At 62.5% G+C, this 25,898-nt stretch carries 16 protein-coding genes; 7 read left to right on the top strand and 9 right to left on the bottom strand.

What is annotated here, in order from left to right; genetic code table 11:
• Positions 1–9: 9 nt before the first annotated feature.
• The 8 genes from Pth03_RS05855 to Pth03_RS05820 form a co-directional block, all read right to left on the bottom strand.
• Positions 10–879 (bottom strand): type II secretion system F family protein, encoded by an 870-nt coding sequence (locus Pth03_RS05855; protein ID WP_203943091.1) that lies wholly within the window; start codon positions 877–879, stop codon positions 10–12.
• Positions 876–1,712: a type II secretion system F family protein gene (locus Pth03_RS05850; protein WP_203943090.1), complete on the bottom strand. Its 837-nt coding sequence runs from the start codon at positions 1,710–1,712 to the stop codon at positions 876–878. The genes Pth03_RS05855 and Pth03_RS05850 overlap by 4 nt, the downstream gene beginning before the upstream one ends.
• The gene (locus Pth03_RS05845) at positions 1,709–3,022 is read right to left on the bottom strand and encodes a TadA family conjugal transfer-associated ATPase (protein WP_203943089.1); all 1,314 of its coding nucleotides are present in this window, start codon (positions 3,020–3,022) and stop codon (positions 1,709–1,711) included. The genes Pth03_RS05850 and Pth03_RS05845 overlap by 4 nt, the downstream gene beginning before the upstream one ends.
• A complete protein-coding gene (locus Pth03_RS05840) occupies positions 3,019–3,765 on the bottom strand; it encodes a MinD/ParA family ATP-binding protein (protein WP_203943088.1) in 747 nt (248 codons plus the stop codon). Before Pth03_RS05840 ends, Pth03_RS05845 begins: the two co-directional genes overlap by 4 nt.
• A 4-nt stretch (positions 3,766–3,769) precedes the next feature.
• Positions 3,770–4,348: an SAF domain-containing protein gene (locus Pth03_RS05835; RefSeq protein ID WP_203943087.1), complete on the bottom strand. Its 579-nt coding sequence runs from the start codon at positions 4,346–4,348 to the stop codon at positions 3,770–3,772.
• A gap of 82 nt (positions 4,349–4,430) precedes the next feature.
• Positions 4,431–5,246, bottom strand: a complete 816-nt coding sequence (locus Pth03_RS05830; protein ID WP_203943086.1) for a hypothetical protein — start codon at positions 5,244–5,246, stop codon at positions 4,431–4,433.
• A complete protein-coding gene (locus tag Pth03_RS05825) occupies positions 5,228–5,635 on the bottom strand; it encodes a hypothetical protein (RefSeq protein WP_203943085.1) in 408 nt (135 codons plus the stop codon). The genes Pth03_RS05830 and Pth03_RS05825 overlap by 19 nt, the downstream gene beginning before the upstream one ends.
• 1,430 nt (positions 5,636–7,065) lie before the next feature.
• Positions 7,066–7,509, bottom strand: coding sequence for a very short patch repair endonuclease (locus tag Pth03_RS05820; protein ID WP_275413044.1), 444 nt, complete (start codon positions 7,507–7,509; stop codon positions 7,066–7,068).
• A gap of 232 nt (positions 7,510–7,741) precedes the next feature.
• On the opposite strand from Pth03_RS05820, the gene Pth03_RS05815 reads away from it, so the two are divergent.
• Together Pth03_RS05815 and Pth03_RS05810 are read left to right on the top strand one after the other, a co-directional pair.
• On the top strand, positions 7,742–8,824 hold the full coding sequence (locus Pth03_RS05815; RefSeq protein ID WP_203943083.1) for a DNA cytosine methyltransferase: 1,083 nt from the start codon (positions 7,742–7,744) through the stop codon (positions 8,822–8,824).
• Between the two features lie 58 nt (positions 8,825–8,882).
• Complete coding sequence (locus Pth03_RS05810; RefSeq protein WP_203943082.1) at positions 8,883–9,875, top strand: NaeI family type II restriction endonuclease; 993 nt, start codon at positions 8,883–8,885, stop codon at positions 9,873–9,875.
• Positions 9,876–9,930: 55 nt separating this feature from the next.
• Here the strand turns inward: Pth03_RS05810 and Pth03_RS05805 are convergent, their stop codons facing one another.
• Complete coding sequence (locus Pth03_RS05805) at positions 9,931–12,420, bottom strand: P-loop NTPase fold protein (protein WP_203943081.1); 2,490 nt, start codon at positions 12,418–12,420, stop codon at positions 9,931–9,933.
• Between the two features lie 927 nt (positions 12,421–13,347).
• On the opposite strand from Pth03_RS05805, the gene Pth03_RS05800 reads away from it, so the two are divergent.
• The 5 genes from Pth03_RS05800 to drmB all read left to right on the top strand — a co-directional run bounded on the left by Pth03_RS05800 (position 13,348) and on the right by drmB (position 25,641).
• The gene (locus Pth03_RS05800; RefSeq protein ID WP_203943080.1) at positions 13,348–13,938 is read left to right on the top strand and encodes a KpnI family restriction enzyme N-terminal domain-containing protein; all 591 of its coding nucleotides are present in this window, start codon (positions 13,348–13,350) and stop codon (positions 13,936–13,938) included.
• A gap of 271 nt (positions 13,939–14,209) precedes the next feature.
• The gene (locus Pth03_RS05795) at positions 14,210–18,913 is read left to right on the top strand and encodes a DEAD/DEAH box helicase (protein WP_203943079.1); all 4,704 of its coding nucleotides are present in this window, start codon (positions 14,210–14,212) and stop codon (positions 18,911–18,913) included.
• Entirely contained in the window at positions 18,906–20,729 is a 1,824-nt protein-coding gene (locus tag Pth03_RS05790) for a UvrD-helicase domain-containing protein (RefSeq protein WP_203943078.1), read from the top strand. The genes Pth03_RS05795 and Pth03_RS05790 overlap by 8 nt, the downstream gene beginning before the upstream one ends.
• Positions 20,726–23,881 (top strand): helicase-related protein, encoded by a 3,156-nt coding sequence (locus tag Pth03_RS05785; RefSeq protein WP_203943077.1) that lies wholly within the window; start codon positions 20,726–20,728, stop codon positions 23,879–23,881. The genes Pth03_RS05790 and Pth03_RS05785 overlap by 4 nt, the downstream gene beginning before the upstream one ends.
• Positions 23,878–25,641, top strand: coding sequence for an MrfA Zn-binding domain-containing protein (gene drmB, locus Pth03_RS05780; RefSeq protein ID WP_203943076.1), 1,764 nt, complete (start codon positions 23,878–23,880; stop codon positions 25,639–25,641). Before Pth03_RS05785 ends, drmB begins: the two co-directional genes overlap by 4 nt.
• Positions 25,642–25,898: the final 257 nt, after the last annotated feature.

The following is a 25,898-nucleotide window of genomic DNA, read 5'->3' as shown; positions in this document are numbered from 1 at the left end:
CCCCGGAAGTCAGCCACCGGCCATACGCGCGAACGCGGGATAACCGAGCAGCAGCAGAAACCCGATGACGGACAACGCCATCGGAACGGTCATCGTCTCGGTGCGGGATCTGGCCCTGGAGACCTCGGCGGACAACTCCACCTCACGCAAGGACTGGGCCTTGGCCATGAGGGTGTCGAGGATGCTCGCTCCCCGAGTGCCCGCAAGCCCCGCAATCGACGCCAGGTCGGCGAGCTCGGGAACCCCGACTTCCTCCGAGAGTTTGGTCAGCTCGTCCCACGCACTACCGGTGCCGCGTCGTGCCGGATCGAGCGCGAGACCGAGCCGCCGAAACGTCCACCCGCCACCGACCTTCGCCGCGGACTCCAGCGCGTCAGCGGGTCCCGCGCCAGCGGCGCGGGCGAGTGCCACGAGATCCAGATACGCGACGATCGCCTGCCTGAATGCCTTACGGGCTTCAGCGGCCTGGCCGCGAACCGATGCATCCGGAGCAAAGAACACCGCTACGGCGAAGGCCAGGCACGCTCCCCAGGAAACCGTCCAGGGCAGGACGACACCAAGCAGCGCGCACCACGCCCAGAACACGACCGGACCGGCCGCCCCGAGCAGGAGCATCATGCCCTTCTGGGCGAGGTAGTCTTCGGCTGTCTTGCCGAGCAACGCCAGATCCGCACGCGGGACACGGGCACCAACCACTGTTCGTGCCAGCCGCTGTGCCGCACGCGTACGCAGGTCCGATTCCGATGCCCGACGGCTCGCACCCGACCTGAGCCGTTCCATCGCGGGTGCGAGAGCGGGAGGAGCGGGAAACACCACGGCGACCGCGAGTGACGCACCGAGACCGATGAGAGCGCCGGAAGCCAGCACGAGTCCGATCACGAAGGGTCTCCCGACGGGTTAAGGAACCGATGCCCCTTCGGTGGCCTGGCCAGGCGGTACAGCCACGCGAAGGCGCCCGCGTACAGGGAGATCACGATGGCGAGCACGAGCTGTCCGCTGAGGGTGCCGAAAGGTGCGACGTAGGTTCGATTGAGCAGCGCGAAGGCGGTGTAGCCGAGCAGTGCGCCGATGACCCATCGGGCGGTGGTGCGGTGGGTGGAGCGCTCGGCGTCGATCTCTCGCCGCGCCGCCACGTCCTTGGCGACCGTACGCGCCAGTCCCTGCAATACCTCACGTATCCCCCTGCCTCGCGCCCGGCTTGCCAGGATGAGCGCGGCGGCGATGACGTCTCCGGTCGGATCGTTCAGATCATCGGCAAACGCCCGAAGAGCATGCTCGGTCGGAGTGCGGAATGCGAGCCGTCGCGCCAGTGCTCGAACCTCGGCCGAGATCGCCTGCGGCGGCTTATCCGCGCTGGACTGCAACGCCTCCTCGATGCCCGCGCTGCCTCCAAGGACGTCAGCGAGGTGGCGGGTCCATGCCTCCAGCGCTTCGAGCCGCTCGATGCTCCGGGCGGTCTCACGGCTGGTCAGCATGCGCGGCAACACCACGGCGCCCACCGCAGCCCCGGCCGCAGCGACCGGCCAGCTCGTCACCCACAACGTCAGGGCGAACGCGCCCAGAGCCGAAACCGCTGGGATGGGCGGAATCCGCAGTAGCCGACGACGCGACGGGCGCGGCGGCCGTACCGGCGCCCGGCGAGCTCCTGCGATGGCAAGCAGCGGCCCCGCGACCAGCGCCGCCCCAGCGAACGCCGCGAGCCACTGCATCATGAAAAGCCTCCGCTCCAGGCGCGGGACACGAACATGTCCGAGTCGAATCCCGCGGCGACGAGCTCGTCCATGCACTGCGGGATCGTGTTGGGTACGGCACGCCCGTCCGGTCCGGGGACGTAGACATGGTTGACGGCGGGCTCCATGCCGTCGCCCGGCGGCAGCACTTCGTTGACCTCAGCGACGTAGCGGCGGTTGACCAGCCCGTCCATGCCGTGGCACAGCTCATGGCGTAGATGGACCACAAAGTCCACAGCCATGCCGATCGTGCGAAACAACGTGTCCGGAGCGATGGCCAGACCACCCGACCCGGCAAGAATCAGCATCCGGGCGAACACCTGGTCGGCCGAGTCGGCGTGCATGGTGCAGATCGAACCGTTGCCGCCGGTGTTCATCGCCTCCAGCATCGGCACCATCTCATCGCCGCGCACCTCGCCGACGATGATGCGGCGGGCGTTGAACCGAAGCGCGTCCTCGATGAGCTGGTGCATCGTGATCGCACCCAGCCCCTCGGTGTTGCCCTCGCGGGCCTCCAAGGCGAGCACGTCGCGGTGGCGGTCGATCTGGAGGTGAAGGAAGAGCTCGTACTCCTTCTCCACCGTGGCGATGCGTTCGTCTGGGTCTATCTCCCCGGCGAGGGCACGGGCGAAGGTCGTCTTACCGTCCCCCATACCACCGGTGATCACGATGTCTTTATGGGCACGCACCGCGGCTCCGAGAAACGCGCGGAGCCCCTTGTCCACGGTGCCGTTCAGAACCAGGTCGTCAAGATCGGCGTCGAGCATGCCGTGCCGACGGATCGACAGTGAGGGACGAGGCGTGACGCCCATCAGGGCAGCCATGCGGGTCCGGTGCCCGACCGACAGATGGAGGCGGGGCCTGGCTATGGAGAAGTCCCGAGCGGTCTGCCCCTGGTACGCGGCCCACCTGCGGACGTTCTCCACGAGCTCCTCGTCGCTGTCGGCACACGGCGGGCCGAGAACCTTGCGGCCGTCGCAATAGGTGATCCACACCTGGTCACAGCCGTTGACGTCGATGTTCTCCACGTCGGGATCGTTGACGAACGGCTGCAGGCGTCCCAGCTCGAAGATCTCGTCGTAGACAGCCTGAGCGAGAAGTCGTTCCTCCACCAAGCTCGGCACACGCTTGCCCGCCAACGCATGTCTGTCCACATACTCGCGAACCAGCTCGGTGATAGCCGCCTTCGCGTATTCACGTATGGCGTCGTCACCGGTCACGCCCGCGCCGTCGAGTGCCTCGGTCACCCTGGGCAGGATTTCCCGCACCGCACTCACCGGATCGAAGCTCATCGCGCCGCCACCTCATCCCGTACCAACTGGGCTCGGAGGTCCTCAGCGAGCGAGCGGGCAGCCCGCAGCAGGAGGGAACGCGGAACGTACCGTTCGTTGCCAGTGCCGTGGGACAGAACCGTGGCCGCCCGCGGATCATGCGGGAGGTGGTCGGCTACCTCCGCGTCGAGCGTTCTGGCCACTTCCTTCCTGCTGTACGGCCCGGCGCCCACGAGCAAAACGCGCGGATCAAGCCGGGGACCGCGCAACGCTTTGATCTCCTGAAGACGCGGCGCCACCGCCGACAGGTCCATGAGGGTGGGGCGTGCCACGACGAGCACCTGGTCCGCGCGAGTCAGCAACGGCGTGGGCGTATCGGAACCGCCGGCCCTTCCGATGTCCGCAATGACGTCACCGGGCATCGCGGCGAGGGTGTCGGCGATGCCCGGCCAGAGCGGCTGGACCGACGCAACTTGAGCTGGCTCGGCGAGGCCGGGAAGGATCCGTCGACTCTCGGTGCCGCCGGCCAGGTGGTAAACCTGCTCACCGAGCACGGCTTCGGGATCGGCTCCACGCCGCAGCTGAACCGCCCACTCGCCCAGCCCGCGCTCTCGAGGCTGGCCAAGAAGGTATCCGGACAGCAGACTGCCGCCAGCGGGGTCACATTCGGCGAACAGGATCTCTCGCGGCCAGGCGAGGGTCATGGCGAGCCCGGTCGTCGTTACGCCCGGGCTGTGTCCGCCCGAGCAGAGCACGATCAGCATGGCGTCACTCCGCCCTGGATTGAAGGACGATAGCGATCTTCCCCATGGCCGCTTGGCGGGCGAGAGCCGTACCGTCCTGTGCCGGGACGACGAGGTCCACCACGATGAACCCGTCAGCGTCTGCCTGGCCGACACGATCTACCTGGGCGAAATGATCCACGGACGACCTGCCACTCTGCCCTTCCTGCGCACCGGCAAGCACGGCGGTGGCAACCACCCGATCGCCGGGCTGGATACCCCTGGCCGGAAGCTGGCTCGCCTTCATCGCGAGGGGCACGACGACCTGGTTCGGTGCCGGAGTGAGAGTCTCGGCGACCTGATCGGGTGAGAGGAGGCTGCCGGCTTTTAGATCCACGGCGGCACGTTTGCCGATCACCGTGCTCTTGTCGGCGGCGTTGAACGAGCGGACCGCGGGATCCATGCCCAGGGCCACGGTTCTCAGGTCCTGCACCTGGAGCTGCTGACCGATGGGAACGTCACGAGCGACGACAAGCACAGGCGTCTGATGGCCGGCGACGCCGTACACCTCCCAGGCGATCAGCGCACCCAAAGCGGTCAACGCGACGCTCGCCACGAGCATCATCGGGCGGCGTCTTCCTGGGAGTGGGCGTACGTGCGAGACGTGACCCTGTTCCAGGTTCGGCGTAAGCCGGTGGAGCATGGAACTACTCCTTCGTGACGAGGGCCTGCGCTTCGACGACGCGAATCTGGAACGTGACCGATCGAGTGATGGGCGGTAGCGTGCCTCCCGTTCCACCGGAGCCGTGCCAGGTGCCACCCCACGTCACGCTCACAGTCGCCTGGTAGGCACTCCGTGGGTGGAGATATCGGTAAGAGCAGGTGGAATGCTGCTCGTCAGCCGACTTGGTTGGGTCATATGCGGCGCCGGGACCATCGCAGGTAATCGTCTTTCCGTCGCCGAGGCTGACGGTCATCCTCTGTGGTGCTGCGGTGGCCTCCGCCCAGACGCCGCCGATCCTCAGCCGCTTTGACCTGGCTGCCCATTCCCCTTTCGCCAGGTAGAACCAGTGCGGAAGGCCGACGAGACCATCGTGGCCGCGTGGCGGCGCGGTGAGGACTTTCGGCGATGTGACGGGGATGAGCCTGTATGCCCGGCGAGCGAGCTGCTCAGGCGTAACTCCAGCGTCGCGACCCTTCGGAATCCGCACGACATCGCGGTAGCCGTCCGAACATTCGACCAGGTAGTAGGCTCCCCTGTCCGTGGGACTCCCGGAGGGGTTACTACCGGGGTCCACGAACTCAAGGCCACCATTCACCCTGCCACTGGCAAACCAGCGGCTGTACTTGCACGTGACACGTGACCCCTTAGCGTGCGTACTCGCGACCGCCGGGCGAGACACCTGCTTTCCAGAAATGATGTAGCCCGCATACTGTGTGTGCACCTTCACTTCGTCCCCGTCCCCCAAGGGGCTTGTGCTCAGCGCCACCACGAGAACGGGACTCAGGATGCCGGCGAGCAAGGCTCATCCACCTGTTCCACCTTGGAGATCCGCCACGCTCCGTCCGTTCCCTTGGACAGGTTGGCGATCAAGTGAGTGCCGGTCGAGCCGCGGGTGAGATGTTTTCCCGTCTTGTCGTCCGCCTGGCCGGCCTTGGAGCCGTCCTGGCAGTCGTGGAGCGTGGCCCGGTCCTCCTCGATCCTTACCTCAAATGCGTGGATGACGGGTGCGCCCCAGGTGACGCGTCCGGTCACTCGGAGCGCCGCAATCCCGCGGAGCATCCGGTCCAGCAGCGGCTGCGTGGCGACATCATCCAGGATGGCTCTGCGTTCCTCGGGCGGGGCATGTTCGGCGCGCTGACCGGCGGGATAGAGATCGCGGTAAGCGGCCACGACCGTGGCCTCACCCACAGAGCGAGACGGCGTAGGCGAAGGCGTGACGGAAGGCGCCGACGTACGAACGGGCTCAGATGCGTTGTCGCCTGCCTGGCATGCGGTCACAGCGATGGCTGCAGCAGCGAGGGCCCCTACCCGGCGCAACATCCATTTTTGGCACGGCGGAACGATCCTCACTGACCAGCAATCCTTACTAAGGGGAATCAACTCGCTACGTAAGGTTGCCAGATTAGATTGGACCTCTGGACGGGTCGACCTATCTTTCGAGCTACAGGTCTATAACCAGCCGCCCATCTTATGAGCTAGGCGAATATGTATGTGCGGCCTCCTCTACAAATAAGACTTTCGCCAATTCATATGGCTTTTGATCCGACTAAAACAACGCGGCACGCCCAAAAGGCGCTTGGTAGCACTGTGGAGCGTTGGCCTGAAGGGTCGAGGACACGGCCCCTCGGCCCCTCGTCATCTCACCCTTCCGCGGGCGCGGTTTCTGGGCGGCGTTCGGTCGGAGTGCACTGGGTCAGGTCGCGAATGCGTTCCTGGCGAAGCGGCGCAAGCAAGCGAGCGGCGCCAGCCGCGTCGTCCAGCGGATGCGACTCCCATGACCAACCCCGGCCCACCCAGCGAAACCCGTGCCGGAGACTCACCCAGACGACGAGTGCCGGAGCAAGACTGAGGACTGGGTCTCCTTCGCTCAAGTAGAGAACATCTCGATCCTCGGTCAAGACCCCAAGGGCATCCAGTTCGCGCCGGAGGTCCGCAAGCGCCTCATCTTGCATCATGATCGAATCCCTCCGGACGGTCGCGCATTTGGCCTCGGCATCCGACCGGCGAGCAGAGGTCACACAACCCGGCCCCGAGCACTGACCTGCCACTCGATCGCCTGGGCTTGCCGCTCCAACTGATCGGCCGTGCGCGACTCGATGTGCGAAGCCGCTGTAAGATCTCGCGCACTGGCACCGCCCAGAAGTAGCCGGTGTGCTGGCCGTACCAGACGGTCCAGAGCGGCAACCGCAATGCGAGCAGCCGCACCGCCTGTTTCGCGCTCATCTCGTCCATGTCAGGTGTCCTCACCACCGCCGGCAGTCCCGATGGATCCCAGTAGAAGGGCAACAGTCAGGCGTTGGGGAGGATGACAAAGCGGAGCACCGACGGACACGGCTTGCGTTCGAGCGAGTGCAGAGTCGAAATCACCGACTCCCTACGACGGGCCAAGCGGATCCGCGCGGAGCGCAAGGCTCTGCTGGACGGCGTCCACACCATGGCTCGCCGTCTTCATCGGTCTTGTTTCGACACCGCGCCGCCGAGCGGGTGGTACGTGAGGTGATCGCCCAGAACTTGTAGGTGCAGAAGAGGTCGGATTGAGCGGGGGCGCCCATAAACCTGTGGAGAACGGAATCCCACGAGCCCCATCCATCGGTCGTTGTGAAAGCCGTCCCGGAGACCTACACGCCTGTGGTTACCTGTAGCGGGAAACCGGACCGGCGAGCGGCCACTACTTCGGCCACACGTTCGGCGGCCCGCGCGCTGTTCTCGTGTTCCCAGATCCGGACAACCAGCCAGCCGGCCTCCTCAAGCAGGCGGTCAGTCTCCGCGTCGCGCTCTCGCGTTCGCCGGACCTTCTCCGCCCAGAAAGTCGCGTTGGTGACGGCCACAGTGTGATGTTCGGGACACCCATGCCAGAAGCAGCCATCCATGAAGACAGCGACTCTCGCTTTCGTGAACACCAGGTCCGCCGTACGGCGCACGGTTTTGATCGGGCGGTACGCGACTCGGTAACGCAGTCCGAGCGCGTGTGCGGCACGACGAAGCGCCAGCTCAGGCTTGGTATCACGGCCTTTGTTGGACCGCATGCTCGCCCTCGTGGCCTCAGTTGAGGCCCACGACACCACGGATCTGGTCACAAGGTCAACCGTACGGCCTCGGCTCGCGTCTGTACTACGGACTCCAGTCCACACCTTGTGCGAACAGTTGCTCGATTTTTTAGCCGAAAGGGTGTTCACTGTCTCTCAAGTCACCTCCGTGATCCTCCGGCACGTGGAAGACTCAGGCCTCACAGGTGCCAGCAGGAGAGGCGACCCCTATAGTTGCGTGGTTGTGGGTTCCAACAGGGGGAGATCGATGACCGAGCAGATCCGGACGATCGACCTGTTCGCAGGGGCCGGCGGTCTCGCTCTCGGGTTCCAGCAAGCCGAGTTGGGCTATGAACCGATCTTCGCGGTCGAAATCGAACCTGCCGCCGCACGCACCTTCAAGTTGAACTTCGACTGTCGCGTCCACGACGGCCCCATCGAGCAAGTCCACGACTACCCACCGGCTGAGATCATCATCGGGGGCCCACCATGCCAGGGATTCAGTCCTCTTGGTCGGGACCGAGACGATGAGAGTCGTGCTCAGCTCAATGAGCTCTGGCAGCACTACCTCAAGGCCGTCCGCCAAGTGCGGCCCAAGGCATTCGTCATCGAGAACGTCCCTGAGTTCCAGAAGTCTGCGCAGTTCGCCAAGCTACTTGAACTGCTGGACACCGACGAGGAACTCAAGGAGTACGGCTACAACTACGGTGTGCTGAACGCCGCCGACTACGGCGTCGCGCAGCGAAGGCGACGTGGCATCCTCGTTGCGATCCGAGGACTCAAGGAAGTGCCTTGGCCTCCCCCTCCCACGCATGGGCCTGAGTCCCAGGACGGGACGCCGTACGCCACCCTGCGCGATGTGATCGCAGATCTTTCGCCGACACCAGAGATCACAGAGATCGGAACACGCCCCGATGGGGGTCAGGATCTACACATCCGCCGCAATCCAACACAGAAGTCCCTGGAGCGGTATCGCGCCATTCCAGAAGGCGGCAACCGCTTTGATCTGGCTCGCAACCGGCCCGATCTCCTTCCGAACTGCTGGGCCAACAAGCCGACTGGCACCACGGACGTGATGGGACGGCTCTGGTGGGACCGCCCCGGCTTCACGATCCGAACTGAGTTCTACAAACCAGAGAAGGGTCGATACCTTCACCCCACCGCCGACCGCCCGATCACTCATCGGGAGGCAGCACGAATCCAGAGCTTTCCGGACGACTTCGTTTTCGAGGGTAGCAAGATCGAGGTGGCTCGACAGATCGGCAACGCCGTCCCACCGAACCTCGCCAAGGCGCTTGCGGAGTTCGTTTACAGGCTTGCCTTCGCCACACCGGTGACAGAAGAGGCCTAATGGGACACCCGGGTCCATGTTGTTGATCGCTGACTCGGCGGCCTCCTAAACTCCAGCCATGGCAGACACCCTTGATTTCGAGCTTCCCGAGCGCTCGCGGTCGGTCGTTGAAACCGCCGCCATAGGCACTGGGGACGATGCGCTCGATGCCGTCGCGTCATGGTTCGAGGGTCACTCGAATCTGGAGGCCCGATTCGGTGAGATCCTCCGCCAGTCGATCGACGAGGTGCTCGACGGTCAACGCACAGGGAGGTTCGACCTCGCCGCTAAGACCGTCGTCAAGACCGAAAGAACCTACCTCGGCACCAAGGTCGAGATCATCTGCCAGGCGGCTTTCAATCTCCAACGCGGTCGCCACATGGACTATCTCATCGACGGACATGAGGTAGACGCGAAGTTCTCCGGGAAAGGGCTGGTCAAGCAGTCCATTCCCCGCGAGGCGGTCGGTGAAATCTGTCTACTCATGCATGCCGACGACACCCGGGGAACTTTTTCGGCGGGGTTACTGCGTACCACGCCTGATGTTCTCAGTCCGGGAAAGGGCAACCAGGACGGAAAGAGAGAGATCCTGGCTGCGGCGCGCTCCAGAATTCGCTGGCTTGTCCACCACGGACGGCTTCCCGAGAACCTTCTTCTCAAGCTTCCAGAGGCTACGCGCCAAGCGATCTTCAACCCACCCGGAGTGAAGGGACGGGGCAACAGCGGCCAGCAGCGCGTGAACCAGTTGTTCCGCCTGGTGCAACGGCGCATCGTGCGTCGCGAGGTCGTCTTGACGGTGGCCCAACAGGACGACGGACCTAAACGTGTTCGCGACGCTCGCAAGAGTCTTCTGCCCGAGGGAATTCTCATCCTCGGTCATCAGGATCGCCACCCCCATATCGCGCGCGAGCTCAACGTCCCGATTCCCCAGCAGGGACAGTGGATTAGCGTTCAGGTGGTGCCCGTGGAGCGCGACGACCCTCGCCCCAGCACGCTGCTCGGGGGTAATCGCTACTCGGTGGTGCGTGCAGGAGAGAGTGTCCATGCCCCGAGCCCCCTCACGAGTTACTGATCCGTCGCGAGGTTCCTCACCGCTTCGATGTAAGCGGGACATGCGGAGCGGTTCTCTATGTGATGTTCCATGCAGAACGAAACCGCTCGACCACGAGCCTGCCCGCCGACGGCGAAATGCTGAGCTCACGCCTGGCCGAAGCCAATTCTTCGTGCGAGCCGAATGCATTGTTCCGCCACTCCCGCTCCGCCTTGTCCACGTCAAAGCATCCGCGAGAGAACGACGCCGCGAAAGTCAATCCGAAGAAGGCGAACGACGACACTCGCGAGATTCCATCATGGATCCTCTGATCAACTTCCCTCGTCCCGCCTCCATCCGCCTCCGTGGAGCCGTCATACGGAGCCATGACCTCGTGCGGAACCATGTTCAGATGAGCAAGCGTTGAAATGTGTGCGATAGACGAATCGAGAGACCCCTCACGCTCGGCCCGTATGGAATTTATCGTCGTCCTCATGAGATCGAAGGCGGGCGCCCACCGCGGGGAGGGTGTGAGCTTAGACAACTGATTCCGCGCGCCGATCAGCACCTCGGTCAACTCTTCCTTGAAGAGAGCGTTCGCCAACTCCTCAATGTGAGGGGAGTACCCGGGAGAGCGCAGGTCCTGATTTATCTCGACCAAGCGCCGGGTGACGCGAATGAGCTCTCTCGGGAGCCCACCCGACAAGGAGTAGACGAGAAACACGAAGGCCGTGGTGAACCCGGGAACCCGGCGCAGGAGTAATTCGCGCGACTCTTCGAGAGACAGCGCCTCTACGCTGACAACCTCATCGAACGCGTTCTCGAACATGGAGCGGCCCAGGATCGATCGTTGGCCGAAAGCCGCACCGACGTCCTCGGCGACCGACACAAGGAAGTAGCAGTTGTCCACGCCGAAGATCGCCTTCACTTCGCTTATGAAACGCTCCGCGTTCTCCGTCGAGCCGATCCGATCGATTTCGTCGATGGCAACGACCAGGCGTTTCCCACCCTGTCTCTGCTCCTCACTGACGGCTTCCATGAAACGCCGCAGGTTGCCGACCAACTCCGGAAAGGTCCAGGGAAGGTACTTCAAGGACGCACTCTTGCTCAATCCGATACTCGCACCCATGGGACCACTCAGTCCGGCGCTGGAGCCGAGCGTCGTCGTCCGGTCTATCTGCAATCGGAAAAGATTCTGTCTCGCCCTATTGACCAGAGGTGGCTCAGAATGACGCCTCAGGTCGCGCCACCTGCGACGTCCAGGCCAAAGAATCAGCGCAAGGACGAATATGATCACTTGCACTGCCACCCAATATTCCTCCCACGCCGCCGGCACCCGAGTCCACAGTTCGCGAAGCTCTTTAAGTGACGTCGCCATCACATCCTCTAGCAGTACTCGGAACTCCACGTAGAGCGACCACATCACGAGGCCGATCAGGCCGATTGCGATCACCGACCGCAGGGTGGTCAACGACGTGTCACGTAGAACGCGAAACGCCTTTTTCTTGCGGATGCCAGCCCGGCTCAAGGATATGGTGGAGTCATACCCCTGATCTTCAATATAGCTTTCACATATCCGTTGGAACAGTTCGACGAGAAAGTCTCGCGGCACATACTCGGCCGGGGCCGCGACATAAACGCATAGTCCCTCCTGAGATCCGCAGACCACTCGCAGCAGCGTGGACTTACCCGCACCGCGGGGTCCAGAAATGGCTATGCTGCCGCCATCCACCCTCGAAAGAGCTGCCTCGACGCGCCTCTGAGAACCGGTGGACACGGTCAGTTCCGGATCATGAAGCCTCTTCAGACCCTCAGAGTCCTGCTCGACCAGCAGTTTGTCATGGTCGTCACCCAAGAAAGTATTTATGACATATATTGCGTGCGGAAGGATCGCGTTCTCGATGGCGTCATCGAGCCAATCCTCTCTTGTCTCGTCCACTCTCTTCCGATCGTTTTGACGCTCATATATCGCAACCGGCAGGTAGATCGTATTCGCGAACTGCCCAAGTGTCGCTTCGCTCCCGAGAAGAAACCCGCTCCAACATGCGGTCACTAACACGACGGGTAGCTTGATGAGGCGCCACTCCATATCAAAGAACACATAGGGCGACAGGGTCACCAAGAGGCCTGCACCGAAAAACAGCGTGGTCCGCAGCGTGCTCGCTTCACCCCTTCTTTCGAGAACCTTACGGAACTCCACTCCAGCAAGGAACAGAGGGGCCACCCCGACCGCGAAGGCTAGGAAGCTCCAAGGCGTTCCCTCGTTGAATATCTCCGTAATCAGTATCAGAATCCAGGCGATCACGCTGGCCACAAGGTAGACCGTCTTGCGGTTCACCGCACCAGAATCAATGATCTCCGTTATGGAGCGCTCGGATTCGGCCTCCGCCTCACAGGCCAAACGATAGTCGGCATAGGAGTCGAGCTTTTTTGAAGCTTTTATGAAATCACCGTTCATAAGCTCGTCGAAAACCTTGTCCGCCTGAACTAGACCTCGATCGAAGTATGGGACCAGACGGCCGTCCTCCAGACACCGCCGCGCGCGACCACGGAGCCGGAAATCTCCAATCAGGCTGTTCTTGTCCATATCGCCGCCATCCAATGAACATCCCGAAACCGGCCACCAGAGGGTGACCCGCCATCTCCTGGTCTTCGGGCAGTCGGTCCTCATCGTTACAAGAGGTATGCAATTTTCAGAGTCTGTTCCCGGGCAAGAACGACGAATTCATGTGCGCGATCCGGCATGCGCGTACCGCGTAGTGAGCCATTCCTGGTAGCTCTCAGCTGCAGGTGGAGGAAGTCGCAGCCGTGGACCTGCTCGCCGTTCACCTTCGCCTGGAGCACGAACGCGTAGTCACGGTCGTCCGCCGACTTCTGGACCCTGACCGCCGGAGAAGCGCGGGCTTGAGATCCATCCAGGCCTGCACTTCGCCAGCCAAAGCAGCGGATGTCATGTTGGGAAGGCACGGCTGGATGTCGTGGATCTGGTTGTGCAGGCGTCGGCACAACCGGATGTCTGCCGGGTCGAGCGGCTAGGTCGTTGCCAGGCGCGTGGCCTCTGCGAGGGTGATCGTGGCGGAGATCCGACGCTCAACAGCCTCTTCGATCGTCGGCAACTCGCCGATCATCCCCCAGTCGTGGGCGGAATTGAGTGAGACAAGTAGCGTGACCGCCGCCTCATTCGGGGGGTCGACACCCCGTTCGACGGCGTGACGGTCGAGAGCAAAGCCGAAAGCCAGGTGATTCGTTCGCCTTCGGACAGGGTCACCAGGGTGGGTGGCATAGCTCTTGAATGCTGTCAACGGCCTTCGGGTGGCAGCCAAGGCCGCGGGTTCGTGGCCCGAGCATCTTCAGCACCTCCCGGCCCGCTGCGCGTAGGTTGACGTTCAGACCTTCCGAATCACCATGTCACCCACAATCGTGTAGTAATACGAGACCGTGAACGCCTCCCAAGGCTGGACAGCGAGGTCACATGAGTTCGTCATTCCGTGGGCACCACCAGGAGCTGAAGCGGATGGAACGCGCACTCGAAGGGGCGCTTGAGGTGGTTCGATCGACACCACGAGACAGCATCACGGCCACTGAATGGTTGGAGACGACGGCGAGGATAAGCGAGCTCACCGCAGCGTCTCGCGATGCCTCGTCCGGGGTGCGCCAGGCCCTGGTCGGTGGTGCGCGTGGCGCGCTACTCCTTTACCTCCGTACCCATGCTGGCCAGACGGTGCCCACGAGCGCGCTTGAAGGAGTTTCGGCCATCCGGGCCTGGGAGCGGCGCATCCGAGAACTGCGAGAGATCGGCTGGGACATCGTCAGCACAGGATCGGGCTACCGGCTGAACACCGACCAGTTGGACGAGGACACCGCCCAAGGCGACCAGATCATCGACTCAATCAAGGGAGCTACGGCCAAGGAACGGATCATCGAGTATCTCGTCCACCTCAGTCCATGGGCTGCCAGTCCCCGGCAGCTTGAGCGAGTAGCCGGCACACATGCGTGGCGGCAGGCCATCGGCGAGTTGGTAGAGGACGGCTGGCTCATCCGCACACATGACGACGACCCCGAGCTCGCCCCCGGGTTTTATCGGCTGGCGAAACTTGAGGACTAGCCCAAGTGCGCTTCTGGTTCAAACGTTCGATACAGCCCTCGAAAATTCGAACGAAATGCTAGACCTGGCCTGACCCCGACCGGGATGACCTGGAGAAACTTTCCTCGGCGGCTAACGATCAGGCCATCGCTCGCGATGGGTCTATGCAAGCTGAAATACCATCTGTCGGATCAAGTAAAATAACCCGCTTTCTCTGGCGTTGCTAGAAGTGTCAGTACCCTCCCCTAAGTTTGCTCATGAACTTCCGCTCCACCCCCAAGGAGTCGAGACAGTGACCACCGTCGACCCTTCCGCCGCTGACCCCACTCACGCACGCACTTGGGCCGGTGTGGACGCTCCGGTGTCACAGGTCGTACTCCGCCAGTCGGAGATGTGTCTCCGCTCCTACGAGGCCAACCCGACGCTGATCGAGGAACATGCCAACATCGAGCGCTCCATCACACAGGGTGGATACGGTCACCGTCAGCTCTACGAACTCGTACAGAACGGCGCCGACGAACTCCAGACGGAGCCTGGTGGGGGTATCCACGTCATCCTCACCAATGAGGCCCTCTACTGTGCCAACCTCGGAACCCCCGTGACCCCTCAGGGCGCCCAGACGATCCTCGCTTCCCACTTATCACGTAAACGTGGCACCGAGATCGGCCGGTTCGGTCTGGGGTTCAAGTCCGTCCTCAGCATCTCCGACCGTCCACAGTTCTTCAGCCGGACTGGGTCATTCGGATGGGATGCGGCTCAGGCGCACCAACGCATTACGAGCAGAGTCGAGTTCAGCGGACCTACTCCGGTCCTGAGGATCGCTCACCTCCTTGATCCGAACGAGGAGCGACATGCGGACCCAATCCTTGATGAGCTGATGCAGTGGGCAACCACTGTGATCAAACTTCCGCTAACAGGAGACCACGTTCACCGCCTTATGAGTGATGTGTGGATGTTCCCTCCGGAGTTCATCCTCTTCTCTCCCCACGTTGGCAAGCTGACGCTGGATGACCGCCGGAACCCATATGCCGTGATACGGCGCCAGATTGTGGTTCAGGGCCACGGGAACCGCAGAAGCCTGGTCACCAGTGAGGCTGACCGTAGACACGAGTCAGAGTGGCTGGTCTTTACGACCGTGCACTTTCCCACCGACAAGGCGAAGCAGGATGCGGGTGAGTACCACGACCGGGAGCAGGTCCCGCTTGCATGGGCCGTTCCCACATCAGGACAGCACGGACCCGGCAGCTTCTGGGCGTTCTTTCCGACGACTTACGAAACCACGCTTCGTGGTGTGCTCAACGCGCCTTGGAAGACCAATGAAGATCGACAGAATCTGCTCCAGCACAACGCGTTCAACGAGGAACTCATGGAGGTCGCAGCCAACCTCATCGTGAGCGCTCTCCCTGAGCTGTCGACCTCTGAGGATCCGGCCCGCCATCTGACTCTCATCACTGCGCGTGGAAGAGAAGCTCGTAACTGGGCAGACACCATGTTGACCAACCTCGTCTACGGGATAGCGGCAAAGAGCCCCTCACTACCCGATCAGACAGGTCGGCTCAGAAAGCCTTCCGAGGTTAAGCTGCACCCGGAAAAGCTAGACAAGAAGTGGCTGGCCCGCTGGGCGGCCTACCCCGGACGTCCCCAAGACTGGTGTCATCCGCTTATCGAGGAGACCGTGCGCCGATCGCGCGCGGAGATCATCTTGGAGCGTGCCGGCAAGGGGGCAAGCAGCGTCAAGGTGTGGCTTGAGGCCCTCGTTTCAGATGGCAGTGCCGCGGCTTCGGCAGTCGCATTGTCCGTCGTTGCCGACATGGTTGACCAGCAGCATCCTTATGCAGAGCAGGCCCGACAAGCGAGCGTGCTACGGACCGACGCGGGAACCATGGTCCCTCCGCTGGCCGACACCGTTTTCCGTCGGACTGCACTTGATCTCTCGGCAGACGAACTGATCTTCGTCGATCCACAACTTGAGGAGGATCCGGCCACCTCACGAGCACTGACCATTCTCGGTATCCGCGAGGCCGACTCACTCGGACGATTCGCGGCCGTCATCAAGCAGGGATTCAGGGCCTACCGCGATGCCGATTGGGAAAGGTTCTGGCTCCTGGCGCGTCAGGCCGGTGCCGAGCGCGCCGTAGAGTTCCTTGAGCAGCGCGGTATTGTGTCCGCACTTATTAGAGTCCGCGTACGAGCGAACCGCTTCCTTCCACTCAGGGACTGTCTCCTCCCGGGCCGCGTCATCCCCGAAGGGTCGAGCTCGGATCACGATGTCGTCGTCGACACCGACTTCCATCATGCCGACATCGGGATGCTCCGTGCCCTGGGCATGTCGGACGGCCCTCGCGCCTCCGTCGATCCGTCACAGGAGAGCTGGTTCGCCGCCTACCGCCAGCAGGTTCTCGATCTTTACTACAAGAACCTTCCACCGAATGTCGCAAGGCCGAGCGAGCAGAGCCTCATCGTCAAGGGTGTAAACCCGGCTGGCCCTCTGGGGCTTCTTCCCCGCCTCAGTAAAGAGGCATGCGCCAAGTACCTCTTGGCGATGCCCTCCGTTGGGTTGACCACTCAGTGGCATGTTCTCGCCAAAACCCGCCGCGACTCACCGGTGAATGTGACCTCACCATTGATCTATATGGTGAGAAAGCACGGCGTGCTGCCGACTTCGCGCGGCCTCATGCCTGTACGGCACTGCATCGGAGTCGGTCTTGCAGCCCATTCACGGGTCCTGCCGGTAGCTGAGATCGATCCGGCCCTTTCCGCCGCGCTCAAGCTCCCTGAGCGCCTTGATCAGATCCCCGGGTCCGTCTGGTCCGTACTGTTCGAAGGCATCGCAGCCAGTGAAACATCCACAGATGTGGGTGCGTTCTACGGGCTGGCAGAGACTGTCCTGTCAGCACCCGCCGAGGTTCGCTGCCAACGCCGTGACGGGTGGACCATGTGTCCCACCACTGATGCCGCCGTCACATCTGATGACGTGCAGTACAAACGCCTTCTCTTCCACGACGTGCCTGCGATCCTGGCACCCGACTCCGAGACGGCCATACGGCTGGTCGAGGGCTGGGGGATGAAGTCCTTCGATGAAGCCTTGGTGACGGAGCTTCGCATGACGCCTCTCGGCGGGGCGACGCCCTTGGAGGATGTCTTCCCTGCTTTGCGGTTGGTCGCGGGCCGCCCGATGCAGCGTCTCGCTCTGGTTCGTTGCCAGGATCTCGACGAGTTGATCCGCACTCCCTCCGGTCAGATCTCTCAGCCCTTGGACATCGGCCGTCAAGATGACATCGTGTATTGGCGAGAAAAAGAGGACGATCTAGAACTTCTGCGGCAGCTCAGCGGACTACTCAACCTCGGATTCTCCGAGGAGTGGTGTCGCAAGGTGCTGCACCAGCAGCAGGAAGCCCGGCGGAGCGAGAGGGTCGTCAAGGTCCGTAGGGAAAGGGACGCCGCCGACAAGCTCCTTGCCATGCTGCCGGCCAAGACCATCAAGGAGAAAATTCCACAGATCGTCATCGATGCCGTCGAGGCCAAGGAAGGAAAGATCGACGATCGGACAACGGCCGAACTCGCGATCTCCGTACACGGCACGGCTGTTCTCCGCGAGTACCGCCCCGAATTGGAGAAGAACGGATTCATTCTGCCTTCCCAGCTCGCCGGTGGCCACGAGGCTCGTAAGTTCACCGAGGATCTCGGCTTCCCGGCCGAGTTCGCTGGCTTCAGGCGCCCGTCGTTGGAGCCGGTCGTCACGGTCGAAGGACCTGTCGACTTCCCTCCTCTCCACGATTACCAGGAGCGCATGGTCCAGCGAATGTGCGAGGTACTGCAGAGCCTAGATCCGCAACGCCAACGAGGAATGCTCAGCCTGCCCACCGGCGCGGGCAAAACACGTGTCGCCGTTGAGGCTGTGACGCGCACGCTGCGCACGCTTCCGCCCGAGAGGGCTTCTCGGCCGGTGTTGTGGATCGCCCAGTCGGGTGAGCTGTGCGAGCAGGCCGTCCAAACCTGGCACTTCGTCTGGAAGAACATTGGACCGGCCCAACGACTTACGATCAGTCGCCTCTGGTCTGCCAATGAGGCCGATGCGGTGGCGGAGGGGTTCCACCTGGTCGTCGCCACCGATGCGAAGCTGGAAGTCGTGATCGATACCGATGAGTACGCGTGGCTACGCGATGCTCAGGTAGTGATCATCGATGAAGCCCACACCTCAATAAGCCCTCGATACACGCAGATGTTGGAAAAGCTCGGGCTCACGGCGTACCGCACACGCTGCCCGTTGATCGGCCTCAGCGCCACCCCGTTCCGTGGAGTCAGCGTCGCGGAGACGGAGCGTCTGACGGCACGCTACGGGAAGAACCGAATCGACCACGATCGCGACGATGTCGAGATTCTCGGCGAGAACCCGTATCTGACTCTCCAGGACTTAGGCGTTCTAGCGCGGGTCAGGCACAAGGTCCTCAAAGGCTCCACGCTGGAGCTGACCGTGGGCGAGCGGGAGAACCTCGAACAACTTCGACGTCTTCCGGCCAGCGCCGAAGAGCGACTCGGATCAGACCGTGACCGCAACAACATGCTGCTTGACGAAATCTGCTCTCTTCCCGCGGATTGGCAAGTTCTACTCTTCGCCACTTCCGTGAGCCACGCCCAGGCCATGGCCGCTCTGCTGGTCCGCAGGGGTATCAAGGCGGCGGCGGTCTCCGGGAGTACCGACGAGGGTGTACGGCGCCACACCATCGAGCAGTTCGGACAGAGGAAGATTCGCGTCCTAACGAACTACGGCGTCCTCAGCCAGGGCTTCGACGCCCCGGCAACACGGGCCGTCATCGTCGCTCGACCTACATACAGCCCCAATGTGTACCAGCAGATGATCGGCCGTGGCCTGCGCGGGCCGAAGAACGGCGGCAAAGAAGAGTGTCTCATCATCAACGTGGCCGACAACATCGCTCAGTACGGCGAGGAACTCGCCTTCCGTCAGTTCGAGTACCTGTGGAAGAGCAGTGAGTGACGTGCAGGAGCTCACCGCAGAACAGCTTGACATCGCTGAGCAGCCCGGCGACGCGCGTCTGCTCATCACCGCCGGAGCTGGGACGGGAAAGACCTTCACACTGATCCACAGGCTGGGATCACTGATCGAGGATGACGACCTTGGGCCAGACGAGATCCTCGTGCTCAGCTTCTCCCGTGCCGCCGTCCGGGAAGTGCGGGATCGCCTCAGCGCCTACGGGAACGCGGCTCAACACGTCGATGTGCGGACGTTCGACTCATATGCCACTCTGCTGCTCTCCGAGGTGACACCGGACGGCTCGTGGCAGTACGCGTCCTATGACCAGCGGATTCGCGAAGCAACTCGCCTCATCCACGACGATGGATACGCGGCCAACCTGGTGGCTGAGATCCGGCATCTCGTGGTCGATGAAGTACAGGACCTGGTCGGCGTACGCGCCGAGCTGGTCAAAGCGCTGTTGGAGAAAATCTCTGGCGGGTTCACTCTGTTGGGAGACCCGGCTCAGGGCATCTACGGGTTCCAGCTCGACGACCCGCGGGAGAGAATCCGCGGCGCGGCGGCTCTCTACTCCTGGGTCAGCACCCGCTTCGCGGAGAGTCTGACCGAGAAGGAGCTGACGGAGAACTTCCGTGCTCGCCAACCCGAGGCCCGGGTAGCACTGATGATGGGCCCAGAGTTGGGGCGGGAGCACGCAGACTACGCGAGCATCCAGAATCGACTCCGCACAGAACTGCTGGCCAGCATGCCGCTGGGGACCCTAAGCGAGGCCGTCCCCCTCCTCACCGACCTGACGACGCCGACCGCGCTCCTGTGCCGTACCAACGGAGATGCCTTACTGGTCTCTCGCGAACTCCACAAAGTTGGAGTTGCCCATCGACTACAGAGGTCGGCTCAAGACAGGGTGGTGCCCGCCTGGGTGGCCGAGATCTTCCGACGGCTCGACTCACGCCCATCACAGGCTGACGTAGCCGCGGTCCTTGACGAGTACGGCGTAGTGATCGACGAAGTATGGCCACTGCTCAAGCGCATGGACGGCAACCGTCGGAGCACGGGCCTGAATCTCGCCGATGTTCGCGACCATCTCGCCAAAGGGAACGTCCCCGACGAACTGACCCGTCAACCGATGAGTCGACTCGTGGTCTCCACCATCCATCGCGTCAAGGGGCTCGAATTCGATCAGGTGATCGTGGTCGACCCTGGCGAGGCCGCTGGCGACGACCCCGTGGAGCAGGCTGAGAACGCGCGGACTCTCTACGTGGCGATGACCCGCCCCCGCGATCTCCTCATGCACATCAAGCCAGTGGCGAAGCTCAAGAACACGTACTTGAAGAAGTTTCCCTCTGAGCGTTGGGCTGAATGCGGCTTCGGACGATTCAAGAACTCACGCTTCGGTATGGAACTGCGCGGCGAAGACGTCCTCGCAGAGGACCCGGCCGGAGCCGTCGGCTTCACGGCCGACCCTTCCCACGTGCAGGCGTATCTCGCGGCCAAGGTCCTCCCCGGCGACACCGTGTCCCTCATCGAAGGATTCGCCACAGGTCCTGGCCAGCCTCCCCCTTACATCGTGGAACATCATGGAACCCACATCGGGATCACCTCCAAGGTGTTCGCCTGGGGACTCCGGGAGGTGCTGCCTGGCCATGACCGTCGTAAGTGGCCCGAGTCCATCGAAGACGTCCATGTGGACTGCGTCGAAACCGTGGTCGGAAGCGAAGCCGCCGGACAGAATCACGGCTTGGGCTGGTCCGGAGTTTGGCTCCGTCCGCGGATCGTGGGGTTAGGAAGATTCAACTGGGGTTCCAAGGAGCGGGAATGACGTTCGCGGAGCACTATGAGTTTCGGCGCGAGTTGGTTCGGCAGGTCGAGCTCGACCTGGTGGGGCCAACCGATCTCGACAACAACGAGATCATCACCGACCGCCCAATCACCAAGTACGCAGCGGGCATCCTCTTCCCCCAGAGCGAGGACTCCATCGAGGAAGAGACGTCAACCGAGGAGGGGGTAGAGGGGAGACACGCCGATCGGGATTCCTCGCCCGACCCCGCGGTCACGATGGCCAACGTCCGCTACCCCTCCTCTATAGGGATGACCTTCGCAGTAGACAGCACTGTCACAGACGTCATCATCGTGACGATCGAAGCGGCCTCCTATGTGCAGGAGAGTGCCGGTGAGCGCGTGCGCAAAAGGTCTACCGACGACACCGACGAGCGGTGGCGGCGCGAGGCCATCCAGATCGACCCGCAGGAACTCCCCGTCGGCGAGCCTGGCCAACATCGGATCTCCATTGCAGATAGCCTGGAGTTGTTCGCGCGCGTACGGCCCCAGGACGGACGAGGCATCGTCGCCGTCACCGTGGCACTGATCAACACGCGCAAAATCTCCTTCGGGGCCGATCGCGATGCGGCGTCCTTCTTCCAGCCGCGGATCACGGTATCCTCCTCGACCGAGCGTTCACCGTTCGTCGAACGTACGGCGCCAGGAGCATCCGATAGCGATGAGGAACTGAGCTCCTACCGACTCCTGTATCGCCACGCCCCCACCTTCGCTGCCGGGCACGGCTGCGCAGTTGAGTGGGAACACACGCCAGACGAAATCAACGATGTGTCCTCGACGAGGGCAGCTCGGTGGATCCGGACGACCTTCGTGCCCACATATGACCTACGACTCGCCGACTCCAATCCGAAGATCGATACGCGTGCGTTGGGAATGCTGCACCTGGCTAAGGCGCCGGACTCGGAAGTCCTGTCAGCTCTCCGCGGCCTCACCGGCGGATACCGGCAGTGGATCGAGGACCGTCGAAACGAGGCCGTAAATCTCGCGGAGCCGGACCTGCAGAAGATCGCCATCGATCACCTGGATGCCTGCACCAAGGCATGCGCCCGCATGGATGCGGGCATCGGCCTGCTCAACGGCCCGGTTATGGAGGCATTCCGACTGGCCAACCGTGCAATGGCGATGCAGCGAGGACGAACCGAGTGGCTGAAAAAGGGACGCTCGACTCCCGAACCAGATGAGTCGAAAGGTGTATGGCGTCCCTTCCAGATCGCCTTCATTCTCCTCTCCCTCGGCGGTGTGGTCGACAAGAACTCCGATGATCGAGGGATCGCCGATGTGCTGTGGTTCCCTACCGGTGGTGGCAAGACCGAGGCATACCTGGGTCTCATCGCCTTCACCGTGTTCCTGCGGCGACTCCGGGACCCACGAAACGGCGGTGGGGTCACCGTGCTCATGCGCTACACATTGCGTCTGCTGACGGTGCAGCAGTTCGAGCGCGCAGCCCTGCTCATGTGCTGTATGGAAAAGCTCCGTCGCAACCACCCCTCGCATCTCGGCACGACGGAGATCTCCATTGGGATGTGGGTGGGCCAGGGATCCACGCCAAACAAGCTCGACGACGCGAGGACCGCACTTCGGAAGCTGGCCAAGAGGGAGGATCTTCAAGAGAAGAACCCCGTCCAGCTCCGTTCCTGCCCGTGGTGTGGGCACGCTATGGACTACCGCAACTACGTGATCAGCATCGATCGCCTGACGATCGCCTGTGGAACCGCTGGGTGTGTCTTCGAGGACGGGCTACCGGTTCATGTGGTCGACGAGACCATCTACACCGCCCGACCGACTCTGATCATCGCAACTGCGGACAAGTTCGCTAGCATCCCTTGGAAAGATCAGGTTGCCAAGCTCTTCAATCTGACCACGGACGAACCGGCACCCGAGCTGATCATTCAGGACGAGCTCCATCTCATCTCGGGGCCCTTGGGAACACTGGCCGGCTTGTATGAGGCAGCTGTGGATCTTGCGGCTGGCCATCCAAAAGTGGTGGCGTCAACCGCCACGATCCGCCGTGCCGTACGACAGGGCAAGGCGTTGTTCGATCGGAAGGTCAGCCAGTTCCCGCCCCCCGGACTGGACGCACGCGACTCATACTTCTCTGTGGAGACGCCACCCAAGGACAAGGCGAGCCGGCTGTACGTCGGCTTGATGGCACCGGCCACCAGTCAGACAACTCTGTTGGTCAGGTCGTACGCTTCGCTTCTTCATCACGGCAATGCCCTGGATGGTCCCGATCAGGTACGCGACACCTACTGGACGCTGCTCGGCTACTTCAACAGCCTCCGACTGCTCGCCGGCGCCAAACTCCAGGTCCAGGACGACGTGACCGACAGGTTAGGCCTACTCGCCAAACAGCTTGAGCAGAAACAACGCGAAATCCTCTGGGATATCGAACTCACCAGTCGCGAGCCGTCCAGCGCGATCCCTCAACACCTTCAGGACATGGCGAAGTCCTACCCAAACGCGGCTATCGATGTGATCCTGGCAACCAACATGATCTCCGTGGGTGTGGACGTCGACCGCCTCGGCTTGATGGTCGTTATGGGACAGCCCCAGTCGACGTCTGAATACATCCAGGCGACGAGTCGAGTTGGCCGGTCGTGGCCGGGGCTGGTAATAACGCTGTTCAACTCGGCTCGGTCCCGCGACCGCTCGCACTACGAGAACTTCACCTCCTATCACTCGGCGTTGTACCGACAAGTGGAGGCGACGAGTGTCACACCTTTCTCCGCTCGGGCGCGGGATCGCGGCATGCACGCGGTTGTCATCGGTCTGGCGCGACTGCTCATCCCGGAAGCGCGCCCCAAGCATGCCGCTGCCTTAATCCTTGATTTCGAAGACCGCCTTCGAGGCATCTGCGAAACCGTCCTAGATCGGGTGCAGGAGATCGCGGGCGAGGCTGAGCGCACCGCTGCGGAGAAGCAGATCGACGAGATCATCCAACAATGGGTTGATCGCGCGGAGAATGAGCCGGACCTCGTCTACGACGACTTCAAACGGCCTGGCAACGGCCTGCTGATGGACGCGGGGCGCTACGACGAATCAAACGATGAGGTCGCTGACACCATGCCGACTCTCTGGAGTCTGCGGGACGTCGATGTCGAATCCAAGCTCTACCTAGACAGGGGACTGCGATGAGCGGCAATTCCATCGGCGGTGTCCGACGCGCCCAACTGATCACCACGTACGGCGTCGGCGCTCTGATCGCGGTCGAGAGCAACTCATACATGATCGCCGGAATCGACCGCTGGCCTGATGCGATGGACGGTAACGAGAACGTTGTCCACGAACCGCGGCTCCAGCAGCAACTCCGGGTCAGCGGGTTCCGGCTGCCTCCCTCGTCGCAGTACGACGGGCGCGGCGACGTGCCGGTGATTCGCTTCCCTGTCTTCCATTCCTGCCCAGAATCCGGCACCCTCAAGGAGCACTGGAAGTGGGGGAACCACCGGGGCACCGCGAAGTGCAAGGTCCATGACCGAGAACTCGTTCCTTCTCGCTTTGTGGTGTGTTGCACAAATGGTCACATCGATGACTTCCCTTACTTCCGCTGGGTCCACGCAGGATCGCCCCCTGGATCAGCGAGCGAGCACGAGATGACGATCGAGTCCGCCGGCCGCAGTGCCGCGCTCCGAGACATCGTCATCGCCTGCAGCTGCGGCAAGAGAGTCTCCATGGAAGGGGCACTCAGCAGGGGCGCGTTGAAGGGCATCGCCAGGTGCACCGGCCGACGCCCTTGGCTCGGCAGCGACCAGAACCAGGAGTGCAACGAGGTCCCCCGCGGGATGCAACGAGGTGCCTCCGGAGTCTGGTTCTCCGAGGTCCGGTCCGCCATCTCCATCCCACCGTGGTCCGAGGCGATCCACAAGCTGATCGAGAAGCACTGGAAGGCTCTTGGCAAGACTCGCCACCTTCGGGACACGATCGAAGACATGGACCTGGCCAGGGGCAAATCATTCGGCATCGACGAGATCATGAAGGCTGTCGAACAGCGACGCCGCATCGAGGCGGGACTTGAGGACTATGCCAATGCCGATCTCAAGGCGGAAGAGTACGAGGCTCTCATCCGCACCACGCCAGAGACGGCACGCGACCAAGATTTCGTATGTGTTCCCGCGGAGAACCTGGAGATGGATCCAGCTCTCGCCGTAGCCCAGACGATGCGCGTCAAGCGCCTTCGCGAGGTTCGTGTACTGGAAGCGTTCACCCGCATCGAGCCCCCAAGCCCAGCGGATGACAGGAAGCGGCTGGCCTCGCTGTACCGCGAGGACGAACGGCCCGACTGGTTGCCGGCCATCGAGGTCATCGGGGAAGGAGTATTCCTCCGTCTTGACCAGGAACGGCTGGCCGAATGGGAGTCGCGTCCCGAAGTGACGGAGCGCGTGGCTCCTCTAGACCGAGGGTATCGTCAACGCTTCTGGGATAGGGGCACCGAGCCAGACCGAGTGATCACCCCGCGTCTGGTCCTCATTCACACCCTTGCCCATGCCATCATCAACGAGTGGAGTCTCGACTCCGGCTATCCGGCCGCGGCACTGCGGGAACGCCTGTACACCTCGAACAGCATGGCCGGACTGCTGATCTATACGGCGACAAGCGACTCAGCTGGAAGCCTCGGCGGAATCGTCGCTCAAGTCGAATCGGGCGACCTCGACGGATCGATCCGACGGGCCATTGAGCGCGTCTCATGGTGTTCCGCAGACCCGCTTTGCATCGAGACCCAGACCTCGGGCGTCGACAACCTCAACCGCGCAGCCTGCCACGCCTGTGTGCTACTCCCGGAAACAAGCTGCGAAGAATACAACACCTTGCTGGACAGAGCACTGCTGACGGGCCTACACGAGAATAACTCGGTCGGCTTCTTTTCCTGGCGCGCGGCCATTCCTAGTACGGGAGACTAGCACGACGCGCCGGTTCCGATCCAACATTCCCCTGCACCTGATGCACTTCTTTCAACCGAAGTAGCAAATACATCTACCAAGTCAATACGGGTCGTCGCTCTCCGCACATTTATCGCTACTCTGTGTATATTCAGAAAGTCTCCCAGATAATTTCAGCTGCAGCCGACAGCTCTGGCGAGTTTCGCATGCTACACGTTGCAAATTCGACTGACAACTCGCCCGCCGGGGACCATATAGCCGCAAATCGGACCTTCTCC

It is taken from the genome of Planotetraspora thailandica (genome assembly GCF_016863335.1).
Classification (GTDB): Bacteria; Actinomycetota; Actinomycetes; order Streptosporangiales; family Streptosporangiaceae; genus Planotetraspora; species Planotetraspora thailandica.
This window is presented reverse-complemented; position numbering and strand designations above follow the sequence as displayed.

Bases quoted from the DNA above. Each gene is read 5' to 3' on its own strand.
- Pth03_RS05850 (WP_203943090.1), bottom strand. From the start codon at position 1,712: ATGATGCAGTGGCTCGCGGCGTTCGCTGGGGCGGCGCTGGTCGCGGGG.
- Pth03_RS05845 (WP_203943089.1), bottom strand. From the start codon at position 3,022: ATGAGCTTCGATCCGGTGAGTGCGGTGCGGGAAATCCTGCCCAGGGTG.
- Pth03_RS05840 (WP_203943088.1), bottom strand. From the start codon at position 3,765: ATGCTGATCGTGCTCTGCTCGGGCGGACACAGCCCGGGCGTAACGACG.
- Pth03_RS05835 (WP_203943087.1), bottom strand. From the start codon at position 4,348: ATGATGCTCGTGGCGAGCGTCGCGTTGACCGCTTTGGGTGCGCTGATC.
- Pth03_RS05815 (WP_203943083.1), top strand. From the start codon at position 7,742: ATGACCGAGCAGATCCGGACGATCGACCTGTTCGCAGGGGCCGGCGGT.
- Pth03_RS05810 (WP_203943082.1), top strand. From the start codon at position 8,883: ATGGCAGACACCCTTGATTTCGAGCTTCCCGAGCGCTCGCGGTCGGTC.
- Pth03_RS05805 (WP_203943081.1), bottom strand. From the start codon at position 12,420: ATGGACAAGAACAGCCTGATTGGAGATTTCCGGCTCCGTGGTCGCGCG.
- Pth03_RS05800 (WP_203943080.1), top strand. From the start codon at position 13,348: ATGGAACGCGCACTCGAAGGGGCGCTTGAGGTGGTTCGATCGACACCA.
- Pth03_RS05785 (WP_203943077.1), top strand. From the start codon at position 20,726: ATGACGTTCGCGGAGCACTATGAGTTTCGGCGCGAGTTGGTTCGGCAG.
- drmB (WP_203943076.1), top strand. From the start codon at position 23,878: ATGAGCGGCAATTCCATCGGCGGTGTCCGACGCGCCCAACTGATCACC.